General features: G+C 63.8%; 14 protein-coding genes, 1 tRNA gene and 1 pseudogene. 9 read left to right on the forward strand and 7 right to left on the reverse strand.

Annotated elements, in window-relative coordinates:
- Window positions 1–471: pseudogene (locus tag C480_RS01500) on the forward strand (hypothetical protein); the annotation flags it as partial.
- A 69-nt stretch (window positions 472–540) separates the two neighbouring features.
- Complete coding sequence (locus C480_RS01505; RefSeq protein ID WP_006663855.1) at window positions 541–1,404, forward strand: alpha/beta fold hydrolase; 864 nt, start codon at window positions 541–543, stop codon at window positions 1,402–1,404.
- Window positions 1,405–1,418: 14 nt separating this feature from the next.
- On the opposite strand, the gene C480_RS01510 is transcribed toward C480_RS01505, so the two are convergent.
- The 3 genes from C480_RS01510 to C480_RS01520 all read right to left on the reverse strand — a co-directional run bounded on the left by C480_RS01510 (window position 1,419) and on the right by C480_RS01520 (window position 4,577).
- Window positions 1,419–2,768 (reverse strand): hypothetical protein, encoded by a 1,350-nt coding sequence (locus C480_RS01510; protein WP_006663856.1) that lies wholly within the window; start codon window positions 2,766–2,768, stop codon window positions 1,419–1,421.
- Window positions 2,765–3,883: a polysaccharide deacetylase family protein gene (locus C480_RS01515; RefSeq protein ID WP_006663857.1), complete on the reverse strand. Its 1,119-nt coding sequence runs from the start codon at window positions 3,881–3,883 to the stop codon at window positions 2,765–2,767. Before C480_RS01515 ends, C480_RS01510 begins: the two co-directional genes overlap by 4 nt.
- A 106-nt stretch (window positions 3,884–3,989) precedes the next feature.
- On the reverse strand, window positions 3,990–4,577 hold the full coding sequence (locus C480_RS01520) for a metal-dependent hydrolase (protein WP_006663858.1): 588 nt from the start codon (window positions 4,575–4,577) through the stop codon (window positions 3,990–3,992).
- A 187-nt stretch (window positions 4,578–4,764) separates the two neighbouring features.
- Here C480_RS01520 and C480_RS01525 point away from each other — a divergent pair, with 187 nt between their 5' ends.
- Window positions 4,765–5,112: an ArsR/SmtB family transcription factor gene (locus tag C480_RS01525; RefSeq protein ID WP_006109318.1), complete on the forward strand. Its 348-nt coding sequence runs from the start codon at window positions 4,765–4,767 to the stop codon at window positions 5,110–5,112.
- A complete protein-coding gene (locus tag C480_RS01530) occupies window positions 5,109–5,420 on the forward strand; it encodes a DUF7521 family protein (RefSeq protein ID WP_006663859.1) in 312 nt (103 codons plus the stop codon). The genes C480_RS01525 and C480_RS01530 overlap by 4 nt, the downstream gene beginning before the upstream one ends.
- 644 nt (window positions 5,421–6,064) lie before the next feature.
- Here the strand turns inward: C480_RS01530 and C480_RS01535 are convergent.
- A complete protein-coding gene (locus C480_RS01535; RefSeq protein WP_049903042.1) occupies window positions 6,065–7,558 on the reverse strand; it encodes an MATE family efflux transporter in 1,494 nt (497 codons plus the stop codon).
- A gap of 441 nt (window positions 7,559–7,999) precedes the next feature.
- Window positions 8,000–9,004 (reverse strand): FAS1-like dehydratase domain-containing protein, encoded by a 1,005-nt coding sequence (locus C480_RS01540; RefSeq protein ID WP_006663861.1) that lies wholly within the window; start codon window positions 9,002–9,004, stop codon window positions 8,000–8,002.
- A 190-nt stretch (window positions 9,005–9,194) separates the two neighbouring features.
- Here C480_RS01540 and C480_RS01545 point away from each other — a divergent pair, with 190 nt between their 5' ends.
- A complete protein-coding gene (locus C480_RS01545) occupies window positions 9,195–10,343 on the forward strand; it encodes a thiolase family protein (RefSeq protein ID WP_006663862.1) in 1,149 nt (382 codons plus the stop codon).
- Between the two features lie 20 nt (window positions 10,344–10,363).
- Here C480_RS01545 and C480_RS01550 read toward each other — a convergent pair whose 3' ends face one another.
- On the reverse strand, window positions 10,364–11,614 hold the full coding sequence (locus C480_RS01550) for an acyl-CoA dehydrogenase family protein (protein WP_006663863.1): 1,251 nt from the start codon (window positions 11,612–11,614) through the stop codon (window positions 10,364–10,366).
- Between the two features lie 200 nt (window positions 11,615–11,814).
- On the opposite strand from C480_RS01550, the gene C480_RS01555 reads away from it, so the two are divergent.
- From C480_RS01555 to C480_RS01565, 3 genes are all read left to right on the forward strand, one after another.
- Window positions 11,815–13,392, forward strand: a complete 1,578-nt coding sequence (locus C480_RS01555) for a class I adenylate-forming enzyme family protein (RefSeq protein WP_006663864.1) — start codon at window positions 11,815–11,817, stop codon at window positions 13,390–13,392.
- Window positions 13,393–13,529: 137 nt separating this feature from the next.
- Window positions 13,530–14,342, forward strand: coding sequence for an aminoglycoside N(3)-acetyltransferase (locus tag C480_RS01560; protein ID WP_006663865.1), 813 nt, complete (start codon window positions 13,530–13,532; stop codon window positions 14,340–14,342).
- Window positions 14,343–14,462: 120 nt separating this feature from the next.
- Window positions 14,463–14,535: transfer RNA gene (locus C480_RS01565), tRNA-Gln, on the forward strand.
- Window positions 14,536–14,732: 197 nt separating this feature from the next.
- On the opposite strand, the gene C480_RS01570 is transcribed toward C480_RS01565, so the two are convergent.
- The gene (locus C480_RS01570; RefSeq protein ID WP_006663866.1) at window positions 14,733–14,915 is read right to left on the reverse strand and encodes a hypothetical protein; all 183 of its coding nucleotides are present in this window, start codon (window positions 14,913–14,915) and stop codon (window positions 14,733–14,735) included.
- Between the two features lie 44 nt (window positions 14,916–14,959).
- Here C480_RS01570 and C480_RS01575 point away from each other — a divergent pair, with 44 nt between their 5' ends.
- On the forward strand, window positions 14,960–18,475 hold the full coding sequence (locus C480_RS01575; RefSeq protein ID WP_006663867.1) for an Eco57I restriction-modification methylase domain-containing protein: 3,516 nt from the start codon (window positions 14,960–14,962) through the stop codon (window positions 18,473–18,475).
- The last annotated feature ends 6 nt before the right edge of the window (window positions 18,476–18,481 follow it).

Genomic DNA, 18,481 nt, shown 5'->3' on the forward strand with positions numbered 1-18,481 from the left:
GTCTCCGACGAGGGCGGGACGACGAATCTGGAGGGCCTCCCCGCCCGCCCCTTCGACCTCCATCCAGCCCTGCTTCACGACGTGCTCGCGGAGGCCGAGTTGCTGGTCGCCGACACCCAGACGATGGTCACCGAGGCCGCGATGCTCGGCACGCCCGCGATCCGGTCGAACTCCTTCGTCGGCGACGACGACATGGGCAACTTCGTCGAACTTGAAAACCAGGGGCTGATCCGCAACGTCTCTTCGGCGGACGGAATCCGCGCCGAGATCGACACCTACCTCGGGACCGACACCGACGAGACGTGGCGCACACGACGCGACGAGTTCCTCGCGGAGACGGTGAACCTCACCGACGTGATCGTCGATGTCGCGACGGTGGACGGCCACGTCGACGGACTCGAGTCGGTCCGCCAGTTCGGCAATCACCGGCGACAGGAACCGGCGAGTTCAGTGGGCGTCGGCAGCGACTGAGCACGGATTCTTCGACTGCGACCGACGTGTTTTTCGTCACCCTATCCGAGCGTATTGGTAGCACGATACATGTCTATTTACCGTTCACGAGCGGGAAAAGCGAAGCTGCTGGCGGCCTACGACGACGCCGTCGACCGTCTCGACGTCGAGGTCGACGAGCGCCGGATCGAGACGCGATACGGATCGACGCACCTTCTCGTTACGGGGCCGTCGGACGGTCAGCCCGTCGTCGTCTTCCACGGCGGCAACGCGACCAATCCGATGACGCTCGCGTGGTATACGGGACTGGCCGACGACTATCGGCTGATCGCACCGGATACGATCGGGCAGCCGGGAAAGAGCGCGGAGACGCGCGTCGACCCGAACGGAAGCGGCTACGGCGAGTGGGTCGTCGATATTCTCGATGCGCTCGACATCGCGTCGGCGTCGATGATCGGCACGTCCTACGGCGGCGGAATCATCCTCCGGACGGCCGCGGTCGCTCCCGAGCGGATCGACCGCGCCGCGCTGGTCGTGCCCGCGGGGTTCGGTACGGGGTCGCTCGTCTCGATGCTACAAGTCGGTCTGCCCGCCGTACTCTATCGGCTGGTTCCTCGCGACCGGCTGTTAGACCGCGTCTGTTCGGCGATGGTCACACGGCCGAATTCGAATCCCGTCGTCCGAGACACCATTGCCGCCTCACTGCGACACGTCGACCTCGAGCGAACGTTCCCGCAGGCGACCGCGGCTGAACTCGAGCGGTTCACTGCGCCCGTTACGCTGGTCGTCGCCGAAAACGATCCGTTCTTCCCGCCCGACGAAATCGTTCCTCGTGCTCGGAAACGACTTCCCTCGCTCTCGCAGGTCCACTGTCTCTCCGGCGAGAAACACATCCTGTCGCCGCCAGCCCAGCGGCGAGTCACCGACGTTATTCGCGAGTTCTACGGCGGCTAAAAGAGGCTGCGGCGCTATTCTCGACGCCGAGTTCGGATCGCCGCGGCCCCGATGAGGGCGACGATCACGCTCAGCGCGACGACCGGACCGAAGCCTGGCATCGGCGATTCGGTGATGCTCGACGGCTGCTGTGGCGCAACGGTGAACCCGCCGAGCGACGACACCGACGCGGTGAACTCGTAGCTGTCGCCGGTCGCGTCCCGGACGGTCGTCTCCGATTCGGCCCAGCCGTCGCCGCCACGCTCGTAGAGGGCGAGTTCATCGGGTTCGATGCCCCGTTCGTTCAGCAGATCGGCGGCGACGCTGAACGTGACCGTCCCGGAGACATCGCCGAGGTCGTCGTCGCTGGTGACGGAGAGATGACCGAGCGATTGCACGTCGTCGGGTGACTCCGGCAGGCCGTCGGGCTGGTTGCTTTCGAACTGAACCGTGCTGTTCGATGGGAGGCCGGTCGCCTCGATCCCGTCGAACCGGACGCCGTCCGTCGTTCCCGCCGTCGGCTGGAGGTAGACGGTATCGTCCTCGCTCGCGCCGTCGACCGTAGCGGTGATGCCGTCCCCTTCGGTATCGGGACCGCTCGTATTGCCGTGGCGCTCGTACGTGATGGACGGTCCGTCGCAGGTCCCGGTTCGGATCGTCACCGGCTCGTCGAGCGAGGGAAGCGTCGCGCGGTCCGGATCGTCGGCGTCGCCCGAGAGCACGACCCAGTCCTCGATCTCGCCGTCCTCGTGGAAGTCCGGATCGTACAGGTCGTCCGCGTCGGCGAACTCGGCATCGTCGTTGAACGCCGGCTGGACGGTGAGGCTGAACGGCCCGTTGAGACCGCCGTTGATCGCACCCCCGTCGGTTCTGCCCTCGGCCCAGATGAGCGAGGCTCCGAGCCAGCCGTCGCCGCCGTACCATTCGGCCATGTTCGTCTCGCCGGTGTAGTTGTCGTCCTGGACCGCCCACGCGCTCTTGTGGGGAACGCCGACGAACTCGAACGTGGCGATGCCACCGGTGGTATTGCCGTCGACGCGGTCATTGACGGTGACGAGACTCAGTCCGTCGGTCCCTTCGTGAAGGAAGAGCAGGCTGGTGTTATCCTCCTGTAAGTCTTGTGTCCCGTAGGAGCTGTACATTCGATCGGTACCGTTGGAATGCGTCTCGTGATTGCGGTAGTCGTAGAACGATTCGACCGTCTCGTCGGTCGAGAGCGGCTCGATCTGCTGGCAGCGATCGCCCTGCTCGACGACGTACGTGTCGGTCGGCGCGTTCACCTGTGGGGCGACGCTGGATTGGCCTCCCCGCTGGGCGACCCCGCCGACGCTGGCGCACACGAGAAGCGCGATGACCGCGAGTACCGGGAGCACTCGCGCGCTCATGAGTGGGACTCACCCCGCGTTGTCGGCGAGCACGGCCGTGGCGTCGTCCGCTCGTGCTCCCTCGCCGGTGCTTGCGGATCGTACTCCGTCCCATCGTTCTCCCGGATCGCTGCCGGTTCTGAACTCGGTCCGTCGGCGTTCGAGAGCCGAGCCATCCGTTCGTCTTCGATTCGAGTATAGAGTTCTGCCGGCGTTCCGACCCAGCCGCCGAGTTCGAGCGCGCGTTCGACCAGCCACCGGTAGCAGTCGCGGTAGCCGGGGAACTCGCGGTCGTTGAAGAACCGGGGGTGCCAGAGCACCGTCATCACCGCGTCGTTGCGGACGGCATCGAGCAACAACCGTTCGCAGGTCCGTCGGGCGGCCGCCGGATTCGCGTCCGGATCGGGAAGCGCCTGGTCCATGATCGTCAGCGGGAAGACGACGAACTCGTCGTCGAAGGGCCGGATCGGATGATACCCGTTGTGGAACCCGCACTCGGTCGTCGACCCCAGACTCGTATCGTACGCGAGTCCGAGGTCCCGATAGTGTTCCCACGTCTCGGGAACGGAGAGCCGAAGGTGGTGTTGGCGGCCGCCCGTGATCGACTGCCCGAGGATGCTTTCGAGTTCAGTTTGCTCGACGTCGAGTCGGTCGCGGTCGTCGCGCGTGTGATAGGAGCCGTGGAGGCCGACCTCCCAGTCCCCGCTATCGAGGTCGCGGATGACGGTTGCGATGTCGTCGGCGTCGAGTCGGTATCGGCCGAGGTGTTGCACCCAGTGTGCCGGGGAGAGCCACTCGCGTGGTGGCCGCGCCGCAAGCAGGTGTTGTTCGTTCAGGAAGTAAAACGCCGATCGGACGCCGAGGTCGTCCTCGAGCGCCATGATCTCCTCGAACTGCCAGTAGGGATTCTTCGAGGAGAGTGCCGTTTGCAGGTGATAGCGCGGTCGCTCCTGCGTTGCGTAGTACAGCGACCGAACCCCCTTGTACGGGCGGTCTACGTCGTGAGTGAGACAGAGGGCGAACTCGGCGTCGTCGGGGAGGGTCCTGACGCGGGGACGATGGTCGGTAGTAGCCGTTTGCTCACGGGCGCACTCGCGCTGGGCCGGTGAGCGATGGCAACCAGTCGTATCGCTCATGCTGTCTAACACGCATCGGAGCCGATATGATAGTAAATGACAACATTACGCTCGCAGTGATCGTGCGGCGCTCCCGAACGATCGGTACCGAGACCATACCCGGTCGTCAGCGACCGCCGGTGACGACTCGAACGCAGCCGCGTAGACACTCTCGGACGACCGGTGCGCCGTCGTAAAGCCACACCAGCGCCGCGATCCCGACGAGCCCGAGCTGCGCCCACCGATACGCCGGCAACTCGCCCGCGAGCAGGCGCGCCAGATACTGCCCGAACAAGCGTCTGAACTCGTTGACGAAGCCCGGGCTCGTACCGGCGGATTCAACGGTTTTGACGGGCCACAACAGAATGTCGAATCGAATCTGCCCGCCCCGGAAGTAGGTGTCGAGCACGTCACCCGGCAAGTGCAACAGATACCCGAGGCCGAACGCGAGGCCGACGCGCGGCCGACCGGCCGACTGCGCGATCGCGCCGGCGATGAGTGCGAGCGGAACCGCCATGAAAACCGAATGGCCCAGCGCGTAGCCCGCATCGAAGACTCCGAACTCCCAAGCCAACGGCTTATCGATGATATCGGGGAGCACCGACGCGAACACGACGGCGAATGCCTCGAGTCCGCCCGGCGAGCGCCGATACACGAGGTGGCTGCACAGTGAGTAGGCCAGATAGCCGACGATTGCGTGTTCCCATGGCCACATCAGTGTACGTCAGCCACCTCGACCCGTTAGTTATGCAGCTGATAACCCGCTGTGCCAGCGGTTTCGTCACCGACTGTGGACGCCGACTTCCGCCCACCCGTCGTCGATGACGCCTGCCCACACAGCGTTTTCTCGGTCAGAAAAACCGGACCGTTTTTCATAGCGATGCCGAAACGATCAGCTACCAGTGAGTGAGGATACCGATTTATCGACCGTTCTCTCGGTACTCGACGACGAGTACGCGCGAGAGATCCTCACGCATACGAGCGTCGAATCCATGTCTGCCAGTACACTGAGTGACCGATGTGACGCGTCCCTCCCGACGATCTATCGGCGACTCGATCGTCTCGAGGAGTGCCGGCTCGTCACCGAGGAAACTGAACTCGCCCCGGATGGTAACCACTACAGCGTCTACAGTGCGAACCTCGACCGACTTGAACTCTCACTCGAGGACGGGGCGTTCGATCTCGAATTGTCCTATCACGAAGAAGACGTCGCCGACAAGTTCACCCGGATGTGGGAGGGAATGCGATGAGCGACGAAGCCGTCCCGCTCACCGATGCGACGCTGTTCGAAGTATTCACCGTCGTGAGTCTCTTTCTCGTCGCCCTCTTCGGGACGGTTATCGCCTACCAGGCCTATCGCGGCTACCGTCGGAACGATGCCGGGTCAATGCTCTACCTTGCCATCGGATTACTCTTGTTGACGCTTTGTCCGTTCCTCGTCAACATCGTCATCAATACGGCGACCGATATGGCACGGATCGTGACGGTCTTTGCCGAGAACCTGAGTCGCCTCCTCGGTCTCGTCGCGATCATGTACTCGCTGTACGGCCAGCATTGATTCACCGGGGTGACATTCTCCTCGCCGTTTACAGGTAGTAGCCGCTGCGAGTCACTGTACACCCGATCGGTCGGTTGTATCCCCTTCTTTGTGCTCTTGCAGGACTTACACCCCTTCTGACCGGTACAGACGGGGCTGGCGAATCGAGTTCAGTTTGCGAATCGGAACCAGGTTCAGTTGGCAGGGCCGAAGCAGGCGGGGGGCGCGACACAGACAGTGTGGACCCACTGTCGAGGGAAGTGGAGGTGAGGGTGGGTGGGGTTCGAACGGGAACACGGCGGTGTGGGGGTGGCCGTGCCGGGCTAGGGGCTCCGTTCGAATTAATTCGGGCGAGGGGGACCAACGAGGTGCGGGATTCGATCCGTTATGTCCCCCACATTGTTCGTTCGACTGTATCGTATTAGTGTCGGGCGAGTATTTTCTGAGTCGGAAAACGCCGGATGGGAGAGCGATTTCGGTCGCGCATTGAGAGCGAGTACTAGCGATGGAGGGCGAGCGCGGTACTGGCCGAGAGCACAGCCGCTGGTGCGTAGACGAGGAAACTGACGTCTCGAGAGGGGTGATCAGACGGTGTGCTATATCGATTACCCGGCGCGATCCAAGACGGTTGCGGGTGCGCCGGCACTGGCTGCCAGTCGTCCGTATCAATCGTCACTCGGTGCCGTTTCAGGACGGTAGCCGCGGCTGATCGCCTTCCAGCGGCCGGTCGAAAACCGGTGGTAGTTGATCGCTGCTGGCGCGGCCGTCTCCGCGATAAACGAGAGGTAAAGTCCCACCAATCCGATCGGTGCGATGTTGAGTCCTGGAAGCGGTCCGACCGCGGGGATGACCAGTCCTTCAGCACCCAGATACGCGAGCGGAATCGCGAGGACGAACATACCGATAAACTGGCTGAGGAACGGCCAGAGCGTATCGCCACTCGCCTTGAGCGCTCCCGCGGCTCCGGTCGAGACGCCCTTCAAGATAATCGCAAGACAGGCCGCATAGATGAGCGAGACCGCAGTCGGAACCGAGAGATCGGCCGGATTATCGGTAAACAGCAGGACGATCGGCTCGGCAAACACGAAGACGACCGCGGCGGCGACGACGTAGATCGCGACGGCGTACAGGATGATCTCGTGACCGTAGCGTTCGGCGCGCCCCTCGTCGCCGAGGCCGAGTTTCTGTCCGACGAGACTCGAGGCGGCCAGCCCGAAGCCCCAGCCGGGCGTGTTCATCAGCCCCCAGATGCGACGGGCGATGACGTAGGCGGAAACGGTCTGTTGTCCGAACAACCCGACGATCGCGAGCATCGGGAACTCGGCGACCGTCCAGACGGACTTGCTCCCGAGAACGGGAAGCCCGATTTTCGCCAGGTCCCGGATGGACTCCTCGTGGACGTAACTCCCGAAGGGATCGATACTGACCGGGAACGACCCCACGCCCGGGAGCCGGCCAGCGACGAGCGCCCCGGTAAACGCAGCGGTGACGACGACGTTCGCGAGGACGGTTCCCAGCGCCGCCCCTTCGACACCGAGGTCGAGCCCGAAAATAAGGACGGCATTGAGAACGATGTTAGAAATCGCCCCGCCCGCACGGACGATCATCGGCGTCCACGCGTCGTCCATGCCGACGAAGGCACGGCTCCCGATGAGGTTGAGCCCGGCGAAGGGAATGCCGAGGCCGACGATCTTCAGGTACTCCGCCCCCAGTTCGATCGACTCCGGCTCGTTTCCGATCACCGAGATCAATTCGGTCGGGTACGTCCAGAACAGGACCGTCAGCGGCAGCGTCAACAGGACCACGAGGAGCGAACTCGATCGCACCGCCTGGCCGAGCGAGGCGAACGATTCGGCGCTGTATCGCTGTGAGACGAGCGCGATAGTCCCCCCTGCGACACCGCCGCCGACCGCGAACGCGAGGCCCCAGAACGGCGAGGCAAACCCGACGCCGGCGATCGCCGGTGACCCGACTGCGACGCCGACCATCGCCACGTCGACCGCGTTTTTCGACATGCGGGCGAGACCGGTGACGACGCGGGGCCAGGCCAGATCGGCGGTACGGCGCGCTCGATCGGCGTCCAGAACGCCGAGACGGGCGAGCGCGAGTCCGACCCAGTAGATACACACCCGGATCGGATTGGGAACGCGACGACTCACAAGAACCGTCTCGGCCTAGTTCGGGGGTACAAAAGTGCCTTGGCGACGCGGCAGACGCGGCCGATTTCGGCTCGCTATCCAATCTCATATTCCGGATTCGATGGTACTGAATACGATTGATGAACTCGTTTACCGGGCGCAGCGAGTTCTCACGAACACCCACCTCTCAGCAAACCGTCCCGAGTTCAGGACTTCTCGGAAAGAACCGTATATGTGGTATCGGATATGTCGTCGCGGCTGTGCCTTCGCGTGGGGACTTCGAGCGAATGCGAGTCGCTGAACTCTACGCCGAGTTGTCGCTCATCGGCCTTCCCGACCCAGTATGCGCCGAAAGCGCTCTTCACGAGGCCGATTACCGATCGTGACGGAGAGTCGGCCGGCCTCGCGTTGAGCAACCTCCACCGCAGAGAATCGGACGGTGGCGTCCCGTTTTTCGGCCGCCTACGGCTTCCGTTCCGGAAGCGTCGCCGTCGCCGTCCCGGTAAGGAGCGTCGTCCCGCCCGCAGTCGTCGCCTCGACAGCTGTCTCGACGGTCCCGTCTCCTGTCACATCGGTCACCTCGCCGGTTGCGACGATCGTCTCGCCGGGGAAGACCCGCGACTGGAATCGAACGCCGAACGAGGAGACGGCAGCGCGGCCGAACCAGTCGGTGACGACTCGCGAGGCGACGCCGGCCGTGAACATTCCCTGGCCGAAGACGCTCTCGTTGCCCGCCTCCCGAGCGTAAGGTTCGTCGTAGTGGATCGGATTGAAATCGCCGCTCGCGCCGGCGTACGCGACGAAATGGCGTCGTTCGAGTTCAGTGACGACGACCGTCGGGCCGGGTTGTCCGGGGTCGAGGTCGTCCGCTGACCGCGGCGGTGCGACGGATTCTGGTTCCGGCGGCGCTGGCGACGTATCGCCGGTGGACTTGCTGTGCTCGCTCTCGCTCTCGCTGTCGTCGTCGACGGCTCCTTCCGTTTCGATCGCCGTCGCGCGGTCGGTGAGAACGAGTTCACCCGACTGGTCGCGATACTCGGTTTCGAGCACGGCGAAGGTCATCGTGCCGGCGCGGCCGCCGTCACGCTGGTAGACGTCGGTGAGCGTCGTCGTCCCGGTCAGTTCGTCGCCGACGAGCAGCGGGCGGGCGTACTCGTAGGCCTGTTCGCCGTGGAGGACGTACTCGGGGCGAAAGCCGAGGTCGAACCCGTAGTGTCCCTCGTCGATAGCGGCCCCATCGTCCGCTCGATACCGCGGAAAACGCTTGACGCGCGGATAGGTAAGCGGTGCCGGGACGGCGTCGAAGCCCCGTTCTCGGGCGACGGACTCGTCCCGGAACACCGGGTTCGGGTCCGTGATCGCGCGGGCGAACTCGGCGACTTTCCCGGCTTCGACGCGAAAGCCCTCGACCGTTCGGTGCGAGTCGCCGACCATCGCCTCGAGTTCAGCGAGCGGTTTCGTCGGCATCGCCGTCACCTCCGTCGCGTCCTGTGGTGGGCATTGCCAGCAGGGTTCGTTCGACGAACCCATAAGCGTACGCCAACCGGTGGCTAGCGGGTTCTGTCGGGTGGCTGATGGCACTCACGGTCAGTCTCGGTAGCCGCTTTCTGCGGGCCCTGCGGAACGTCTATAGTGGTCGCTAGAGTATTCCTGACACATGCACGATGCAGTTATCGTCGATGCCGTCCGCACTCCGTTCGGCAACCGGGACGGCTCGTTCCGCGACACGCACCCGCAGGATCTGGCGGCGAAGCCGCTCGAAGCGCTCGAACGTCGAAACGAGTTCGATCCGGAGACGATCGAAGACGTCATCTACGGCTGCGTGACGCCGATCGGTGAGCAGGGGGCGAACATCGGCCGCCTGGCTCCGATGGTCGCCGGCTGGGGCGACGGGGTCCCCGGCGTCCAACTCAACCGCATGTGCGGGTCGGGCCAACAGGCGGTCAACTTCGCCGCGACGAACATCATGGCCGGCCAACACGACGTGCTGGTCGCCGGCGGCGTCGAACACATGACCCGCGAACCGATGGGCTCGGACGGCGACGGCGTCACGGACACCTACTTCGACTACTTCGACGAGGTCACCACCCAGGGCGAGGGTGCAGAACGGATCGCCGAAGACTACGAGTGCAGCCGCGAGGAACTCGACGAACTCGCCGTCGACTCCCAGCGCCGCTGGGCCGAAGCCTGGGATGCCGGCCGCTACGACGACCAGGTCGTTCCCGTCGACACTGAACTCGACGGTAAACCGGTCCGCGTCGAGCAGGACGAGCACCCGCGACCGGAGACCGATCTCGAGACGCTCGCGGAACTGCCGCTCTCGTTCCGCGAGGAAGGGACCGGCGTCCTCCATCCGGGGAACTCGTCCGGTATCGTCGACGGTTCGTCGGCCCTGTTGCTCGCGAGCGCCGAGGCCGCCGAGCGCCACGGCTGGGAGCCGATGGCTCGCATCGTCCAGACGGAGGTCGTCGGCGTCGATCCGATCACGATGCTTACCGGCCCGATTCCCGCGACGGAGCGGGTTCTGGAGAAAGCCGACATGGAACTCGAAGATATCGACCTCTTCGAGGTCAACGAGGCCTTCGCATCAGTCGTCGCAGCCTGGCTCGCGGAAACCGGCGTCTCCTGGGAGCGAGTCAACGTCAACGGCGGTGCCATCGCTCACGGCCACCCGCTCGGGGCGACCGGTGCCATGCTGCTGACGAAACTGGCACACGAACTCGAGCGAACCGGGCAGGACACGGCCCTGTCGACGATGTGTATCGGGTTCGGACAGGGGATCGCGACGATCATCGAGCGGGTCTGAGGGGTCCCCTCGCCGTTCGCTTACTCGTCGAGTTCGTCGATCCGCAGATTCTCGTCGAACTGGAGGGTGTTCTCGATCTCGGCTTCGTCGACGTCTTCGAATGCCCAGCGAGCGATCGAGCGGCGGTGGACTTCGTCTGCGCCGTCGACGATGCGGAACGCGCGGACGTTCTCGTAGAAGTGCGCGATCGGGAGATCCTTCCCGATGCCGTTGCCGCCACAGCACTGCAGCGCGAGGTCGATCGTCTCCTGCGTGACGTTCGCGGTGAACAGCTTCGCCATCGCGACCTCGATGCGGGCGTCGCTGCGGTCGAGTTCGCGGGCGGCGTGGCGGACCATCGTTCGCGCGGCGTGGAGTCGGGTTTCGGCGTCCGCGATTCGGTGGCGAAGCGCCTGCTTTTCGTCGAGCGTCGTGCCGAAGGCCTCGCGTTCGCTGAGGTAGGCCTTCGCGATGTCGAGCGAGCGCTCGGCCATGCCGGAGTAGCGCATGCAGTGGGTGAGTCGGCCGCCGCCGAGTCGCATCTGGGCGATCTGGAAGCCCTGGCCGGCGTCGCCGACGGTGTTCTCGACGGGAACGCGGACGTTCTCGAACTTCACTTCGGCGTGGCCGCCCTCGCGTTCCGTGATGCCGTGGCCGCCGAGGTGTGGAACGTTTCGAACGACTTCGACCCCGGCAGCGTCGGCGGGAACGAGGATGATCGAAGTGCCCTCGTAGGGATGGGCGTCGAGGTCCGTCCGGGCCATGACCAGGTAGAAGTCGGCGTTCAGCCCGTCGGAGGTCCACCACTTGTGTGCGTTGATGACCCACTCGTCGCCGTCTCGGGTGGCCGTACTCTGGAGCATTTTCGGGTCGGAGCCCCCGCCCTGTCTCGGTTCGGTCATCGCGAACGCGGAACTGATATCGCCCTGCACGAGCGGGCGAAGCCACCGCTCTTTCTGCTCGTCGGTGCCGACCATCTCGAGCGTGTGCATGTTCCCCTCCTGGGGCGCGTTGGCTCGGATCGCGAGCGCGCCGATGAGCGACCGGCCGACCTGTTCGAACGAGGGAAGCATGTCACTGAAGTCGAGCCCCTGCCCGCCGTACTCCGTCGAAACCTGCGGCGCGAATAGTTCGCGGTCTTTCGCTTGCTCCCAGAGATCCTCGATTTCGGCCATCGGAATCGGCTCCTGGGTCGCAAGCGCCTCTCGCTCGCGCGGGATGACGACCTCGTCCATGAACGATGCGACCCGGTCCGCGACGGCTTTTGCCGTATCGGAATCGTGGTATTCCATACCCAGTCATTCCCATACTCCATTGTAAATGTACGCGCCCTGTCCAGACACCATTGTAAATACGACCAACCCGGGCGAACTCGGCCCTGACTGGCGGTTAGCTCCCCGTCACACCGCACTTCGGCCCTGTCGTCGTTCTGCCGCCACCCAACGTGTCGGCCCGGGGTACGTTTTAATATTGGTATATGATATACAGGGACATGGAACTGGACGAGACGAGTACTACCGCAAGGAAGGGCAATGCTGCACGGATACACGACGAAACGGCTCGCCATCACGGCGACGCGGTTGCCGTCGAGTACCACGGCACTGAGCTCACGCACGACGAACTCCGCGAGGAGAGCGCTCGGTTCGCCGGCGGACTGGCCGACCTGGGTATCGAACCCGGCTCGGTCCTCCTCCAGTACGTACCGAACTGTCCCGCAGCCCTGATCGGCTCGCTCGGCGCGCTCAAAGCCGGCGTCGCCGTCTCCCCGGTCAACCCGCAGTATCGCCGCCGTGAACTCGCCTACCAGCTCGAAGATACCGGCGCGGCGGCGGTCTTGACCCACGCTTCCCTGGTCCCCCATCTGCGGGAAGGACTCGCGGCCGTCGACGCCGATCCGGTCGTTATCAGCGTCGCAAGCACCGACGACGACGGTCACTCCTTCGAGTCCGTTCGTGGCGAGGAACGGCTCGTCGAGCGGGCCGCCGATGATACTGCACTGCTCCCGTACACCTCCGGGACGACCGGCAAGCCGAAGGGCGTCCACTTGACCCATCGGAATTTTCGAACCCAGCTGTTCTCGACCCTCTCTCAGGAACAGTCTCTCGAACCCGAGGCGGTTCGCAGTCTCGCCTGGCTCCCGCTGTATCACATCACCGGCTTTACGCACACCGCGTGGCAGCCCCTCGTCCGCGGCGGCCGGGTGTTCCTGCGCAGCGCCGCAAACTGGGACGCCGACGCAGCGATGTCGCTGATCGAAACCGAGGCGATCACTCACTTCATCGGCGTCACCGCCATGTACGTCGACATGGTCGCGAGCGACGAGTTCAGCTCGTTCGATCTCTCGAGCCTCGAAACGGCGAGCGAGGGTGGGGCGAAGCTCTCCGTCGCCGTCCAGCGGCAGTTCGAGGAGACGGCTGGCGTCGACATTCAAGAGGGGTACGGCCTCACGGAAACGCACGGCGCGACCCACAGTCAGTCGAACTCGACGTTCGGGCCGCGCCACGGGACGATCGGACAACCGTTACGGATGACCGACTGCAAGATCGTCGACGACAGCGGTGCAGAAGTCCCGCCGGGTGAGGCGGGCGAACTCCTCGTCCGCGGCCCGCACGTGATGTCGGGCTATCACGATCGGCCGGACGCAACCGCGGCCGCGTTCACCGACGACGGCTACTTCCGGACCGGCGATATCGCCCGCCGGGACGACGACAACTACTACGAGATCGTCGACCGGAAAAAGCACGTCATCGTCACCGCCGGCTACAATGTCTACCCGAGTGAACTCGAAGAACTCCTCGCCGAACACGACGCTATTGCGGAGGGGGCCGTCGTCGGCATTCCGGACGAACGGCGCAACGAAGTCCCCAAAGCATTCGTCGTCCCGACACCGAACGCCGAGCCCGGTGTCGATATCACCGAGGCGGACATCACGGAGTATTTTCTCGACACCGTCGCGGCCTACAAGCATCCCCGAGAGGTCGAGTTCATCGACGAACTCCCGCGGACGGTCTCGGGAAAGATCCAGAAATTCAAATTGACGGCGGACCACGAATCGACGGACGGTGAGTGACGTGTCGTTGTGAACGCTCTCGCTATTTCCAGGTGATTTCTTGTCTTCATATATGTTCTATATTCAGAAAGTGGTTCTAGAGTGGTGGTGTCGACGCTAATCGGTGGTATTACAGTATCTGGCCGAAACGAACGGCTATGAGCGAAGCCGACGCTGTCGATCGCGTTGCGGAGCCGGCTACCGTCTCCACACTTACCGAGGAGTTTCGTGCACTCGGCGTCGAGGCCGGCGAGGTGGTGCTCGTCCACTCGTCGCTGTCGTCGCTCGGCTGGGTGGCAGGCGATGCCCAAGCCGTCGTGGAGGCCCTTCGAAATGCTGTCACGCCCAGTGGGACGCTCGTCATGCCGACGCACACGACCCAGTACTCCGACCCTGCGGTCTGGTCGAACCCACCCGTCCCGGACGACTGGGTCGACACCATCCGTTCGTCGCGACCACCGTTCCGGCCCGCCGCCACTCCGTCGCGAGGAATGGGTGCGATTCCGGAGTGCTTCCGAACCTACGACGACGTCGTCCGGAGTTCGCACCCGGTCTACTCGTTCGCCGCGTGGGGCGCGGACGCCGAGGCGGTCGTCTCCGAGCACGGGCTCGATTACGGACTCGGCGAGGACTCCCCGCTGGCGACCGTCGATGAACTCGGCGGAACGGTCTTGCTCCTCGGCGTCGGTCACGACTCCAACACGTCGTTGCACCTCGCGGAGTATCGCGCTGCACTCGAGCAGGAGACGACGAGAAACGCCGTTCCGGTGCTCGAGGACGGCGACCGAGTGCAGCGAGAGTACGTGGATATCGACCAGTCGACCGATGACTTTCCCGAAGTCGGGGCGGCGTTCGAACAGCAGGCGGGATCGGCAGTGACGACGGGGACCGTCGGTGTCGCGACGGCCAGACTCGTGTCCCAGCCGGAACTCGTCGACTTCGCCGTCGACTGGTTCGAAGCGAATCGGTGATGCGGTCGGCCGCGAACGGTGGTGAGTCGTGGGCCAACCGGTGAACGAAACGCTGGCGAGTTGGGAGAGCGAAACAATAACTCATAAGCCAGTCTGTCGCTAATCCAGAGGTGGATCCGCAGTCCCGTGGTGTAGTGGCCAATCATCTGAGCCTTTGGAGCTCAGGACGGCGGTTCGAATCCGCCCGGGACTATCCATAAACTGTTACGAATCCCCGCAGAAACATCAACCGAGTAACCCTTCCACGGCGGTGCGCGCGGTCGCCGATCCAGATTGTCGCATATCCGTCACATTCACTCCCACGTTAGTAAGCCACGCGGTTGTAGGCCGCTGGCACGAGGTCTCGGTGGCGGAAGTCGACGTCGAGGGTCTCGTCGGTGTCGGCGTCCTTCAGTCGGTAGGGGTGGCCGTCGGTGGCGCGACGGTCTCGTCGCCGAGGGAGTCGCTGATGCGTTCCTCGACGACGCACACGTGTCCATGATGCTCTGCGTCGGGATCGTCCTCGGCGAGGTACACCCGCACCCGGTCGTCGGGTTGGTAGGGCTCGTCGGCTGGTTGGGGGACGTCCTCCATCTCTTAGTCGCATTTAAGTCATGAGAATATGAAATGGTTGGTTAATGTCTGACGAGTTCGTCACCGAACTCCATTCTTCCCTCTGCGAGATTCACGACGAGATCCGCGAGGAGGGGAGCGAGTTCGACTTCCGATTCAGTCTGGTTGACCACCTCTTCACGGACGCGCTCGGTTGGTCACGCACCGAGGGAGAGGGCCACGTCAACTTCGAGGACGACCGCAAGGACGTCCTCTGCTTCGACGACGATGACCCGCCGTTCCCCGTTGTCGTGTGCGAGACGAAGCGTCCGTCCCACGAACTCGAACTACCCGACGTCGAGCAGTTGGAGACGTACATGGTGGGCGTCGGGAGCGCGGAGTACGGCATCCTGACGAACGGCCACGAGTTCCGCCTATACGAGTACGAGCCGGACGAGCGCACCATCCGTTCCATCGACGGTTTCGCGCTCGACGAGGTGGTGGGCGTGGAACCGAGCGGGTTGACGGCGGAGCAGCGCGAGGTGCTGGAGGAGTTCGAGTACCTCCGACAAGACCGGTTCACGAACGTCGGCGACGCGGAGTACTTCCGACGGCGGGCGCGCGAAGTTCCTGTCCAGCACCAGCCCGGAACGGAAGACGAGGGGTACGAGCTGTTCCTCGACGCGGTGAAGAAGTCGCTGGACGAGCTGTCGAACGTGATGAGCCGGTTCTTCGACGACTACAAGGAGCGACCGGAGGACTCGTACCCCCGTGAGTTCCTCGAAACGACGTTTCCGGACTGGAGGGACTGGCGCGAGTACACGGGAAAGAGCGAGGATGCGAAGAAGACGTTTTGCAGGGAGACGGCGTACATCCTGATGAACCGGGCGATGTTCGCCCGGATTGCCGAGGACAAGGAGATCGTCGGCCAGACGCGTCTCTCGGGGCGCGGGATGGCGGAGGCCGTTGAGCGCGGGGACGACCGCCCGTACCTTGACGCGCTGATCGACACGTACGACCGGATCGACGATCACTACGCTGACCTGTACGAATTGGGAATCTTCGACTGGTGGTGGGTGAGCCGCGACAAGCGCCAGCGGTTCGACTCCGACGAGGAGAGTCGGCAGGAGGATCTCGAGGACGACTTGGACTACCGCCTCGGAGAGGTGTTCAAGCGGCTGAACCGCTTTGACTTCGAGTACGTCAACCGCGACATCCTCGGCCACGTCTACGAGGACTACCTGCCGAAGGAGGAGCGCAAGGAACTCGGCGAGTACTACACCCCGATAGAGGTGATCCGGTACATGCTGGACGAGGCTGACTACCGCCCGGGCGAAGGCATCGGCCGGGAGAACGTCCTTGACCCGGCGTGTGGGAGTGGTGGCTTCCTGACGGAGGCGTGCGACCGCCTGATCCAGCACTACCGACAGAAGTTCGGGAAGACGAGCGTGCATCGACTTGATTCGGAGGAGGCTCGGACGATCTTGGAGCGAGCCCAAGAGAACCTCTACGGCATCGACATCAACCCGTTCGCCGTTCACATCACCCAAATCAACCTGCTGTTCCGCACCATCGACTTGTACGACAAGGTGACGGAGCAAGACCCGTCGTACACGATGGACGGGTTCCAGATTCACGTCGCCGACACTCTGACGCCGACCCTCCTCGAGAAGCAGGAAGGGAGTACGGACAGCGAGAGTCAGCAGGCGCAGATTCAGCAGTTCGCCAACTACAACGGGCGCGCGCAGGCGTTCCTCGACGACCGGAACGAGGTTGACCGCATCAAGGACGAGGTGGAGTTCGACGTTGTGGTGGCGAACCCGCCGTACGTGCGTACACAGAACATCAACGGGCCGAAGGAGGAGTACGCGGAGCGGTACGCGTCCGTCGACAGCAAGTCGTTCGACATCTACGTCCCGTTCATCGAGCGGGGTATCGAGTGGCTGGCGGACGACGGGAGACTGTCGTACATTTGCCCGAATCGGCTGCTCACGAACGAGTATGCGGAGGACATCCGGGAACGGATTGCCGAGGAGCCGCTGGACGTGGTTGTGGACTTCAAGGACGTGGAGGTGTTCGATGCCGCGACACCGTATCCGTGCATCGTCACGGTCAACCGGGAGAACGTCTGGAGTCCCGACGAGGTTCGGTGTGCGAGATTCGCCGAATCCCGTGACGGCATCCTCGAAGAGATCTTCCGAAATGACGAGTGGGAGACGCCGTCGGGGGTGGACGAGTACGACTTGTTCACCTACCCCCGCGACCGGCTGGACGCCGACAACCGGAACGGCCACTTGTCGAGCTGGCCGCTGATGCCGGCGGACGAGCGACGCGTGTACGACAAGATCATCGAGAACGGCGACTTCCGTCTCGGCGAGATCACCGACTCCGTGTTTCAGGGACTCATCACGGGCTGGAACAAGGTGTTCGTCGGCGAGATTGTCGGCGAGGCCGAAGAGGATGGTGTCGTGCAGTTCGTCCGCGAGGGCGGCGATGAGCCGGAGCCGGTGGAGAAGTCGCGCCTTCGGCGCCTGTTGAAGGGAAGCGAGATTGACCACTGGGGCGCCGACTGGGAGGGGTTCTGGTTGATCTGGCCGTACGAAGTCCGCGACGGCGAGGCAAGCCTGTTGCCGCAGGTTACGTTAGAGGAGGAGTACCCGCACCTGTGGGACTTCTTCAAGAACCACGAGGACGATCTGAAAGGCCGCGAGGGCGGCAAGTGGGAGGACGTCGAGCAGTGGTGGGCGTTCGGCCGTTCGCAGAACCTCGCCAAGATGGAGCCGGACAAGATCATGCTCAACATCATGAGCGACTACAACCGGTTCGCCGTCGACACCGAGGGCGAGTACTACTTCATCGGCGGCGGGAACGCCGGCGGGTACGGCATCGATCTGATGGACGAGTACGCGCCCCGGTCGGAGGATCACCTCTACTTCGTAGCGTTACTCAACTCCGCGGTGCTGGAGTACTACCACAAGCACATCGCGCCGATTTTCGGGGGTAAGTACTACTCGTACAATAAGCGGTACTTGGAGCCGCATCCCATCGTACTCCCCGAGAACGCGCCCGAGGACGCGGTTGAGGAGTTGGCGAACGACATCAAGCAGGCGCGCGAGGAGATCACGGACTTGGAGTACAAGACCGACGACGTCCGCAACTACCTCCCCGAGTACGACCGCTCGTGGACGGTTCTTGATCTCGCCCAGTCGATCAGCCTCGACGATGACGACTACCGGCAGGGGCCGATCCGGAAGGATGCGAAGATGAACGTGGAGGCCGTCGAGGAGGTGTATCAGGTGGTGATGAAGCGCGGGCACGAGATCGACTTCCACGACGAGCGCGTTCGCGACTTCGTGTACGAGATGCTGACGGCGCAGGACAAGCGGTTGACTCGCTCGGAAGTGATGAACATGGACGTGCCGTCGCGTGACGACGTGATCGAGCTAATGGATCAGCTCGGAGAGGACGTCGACCGGATCGACGAGCTTCAAGAGGAGTTCGAGCGGTTGCAGGCCGAGTTGGACGACGTGGTTCTCCGCGAGGTCTACGGGTTCAACGACGGCGACGTCGACGTAGTGGAGGAGTTCTTGGAGGTCTGGTAGCGCCGC

Source organism: Natrialba aegyptia DSM 13077, assembly GCF_000337535.1.
Lineage (GTDB): Archaea > Halobacteriota > Halobacteria > Halobacteriales > Natrialbaceae > Natrialba > Natrialba aegyptia.

Bases quoted from the DNA above. Each gene is read 5' to 3' on its own strand.
- C480_RS01510 (WP_006663856.1), bottom strand. From the start codon at position 2,768: ATGAGCGCGCGAGTGCTCCCGGTACTCGCGGTCATCGCGCTTCTCGTG.
- C480_RS01550 (WP_006663863.1), bottom strand. From the start codon at position 11,614: ATGGAATACCACGATTCCGATACGGCAAAAGCCGTCGCGGACCGGGTC.
- C480_RS01570 (WP_006663866.1), bottom strand. From the start codon at position 14,915: ATGGAGGACGTCCCCCAACCAGCCGACGAGCCCTACCAACCCGACGAC.
- C480_RS01540 (WP_006663861.1), bottom strand. From the start codon at position 9,004: ATGCCGACGAAACCGCTCGCTGAACTCGAGGCGATGGTCGGCGACTCG.
- C480_RS01530 (WP_006663859.1), top strand. From the start codon at position 5,109: ATGAGCGACGAAGCCGTCCCGCTCACCGATGCGACGCTGTTCGAAGTA.
- C480_RS01515 (WP_006663857.1), bottom strand. From the start codon at position 3,883: ATGAGCGATACGACTGGTTGCCATCGCTCACCGGCCCAGCGCGAGTGC.
- C480_RS01560 (WP_006663865.1), top strand. From the start codon at position 13,530: ATGAGCGAAGCCGACGCTGTCGATCGCGTTGCGGAGCCGGCTACCGTC.
- C480_RS01520 (WP_006663858.1), bottom strand. From the start codon at position 4,577: ATGTGGCCATGGGAACACGCAATCGTCGGCTATCTGGCCTACTCACTG.
- C480_RS01545 (WP_006663862.1), top strand. From the start codon at position 9,195: ATGCACGATGCAGTTATCGTCGATGCCGTCCGCACTCCGTTCGGCAAC.
- C480_RS01575 (WP_006663867.1), top strand. From the start codon at position 14,960: ATGTCTGACGAGTTCGTCACCGAACTCCATTCTTCCCTCTGCGAGATT.
- C480_RS01505 (WP_006663855.1), top strand. From the start codon at position 541: ATGTCTATTTACCGTTCACGAGCGGGAAAAGCGAAGCTGCTGGCGGCC.
- C480_RS01555 (WP_006663864.1), top strand. From the start codon at position 11,815: ATGGAACTGGACGAGACGAGTACTACCGCAAGGAAGGGCAATGCTGCA.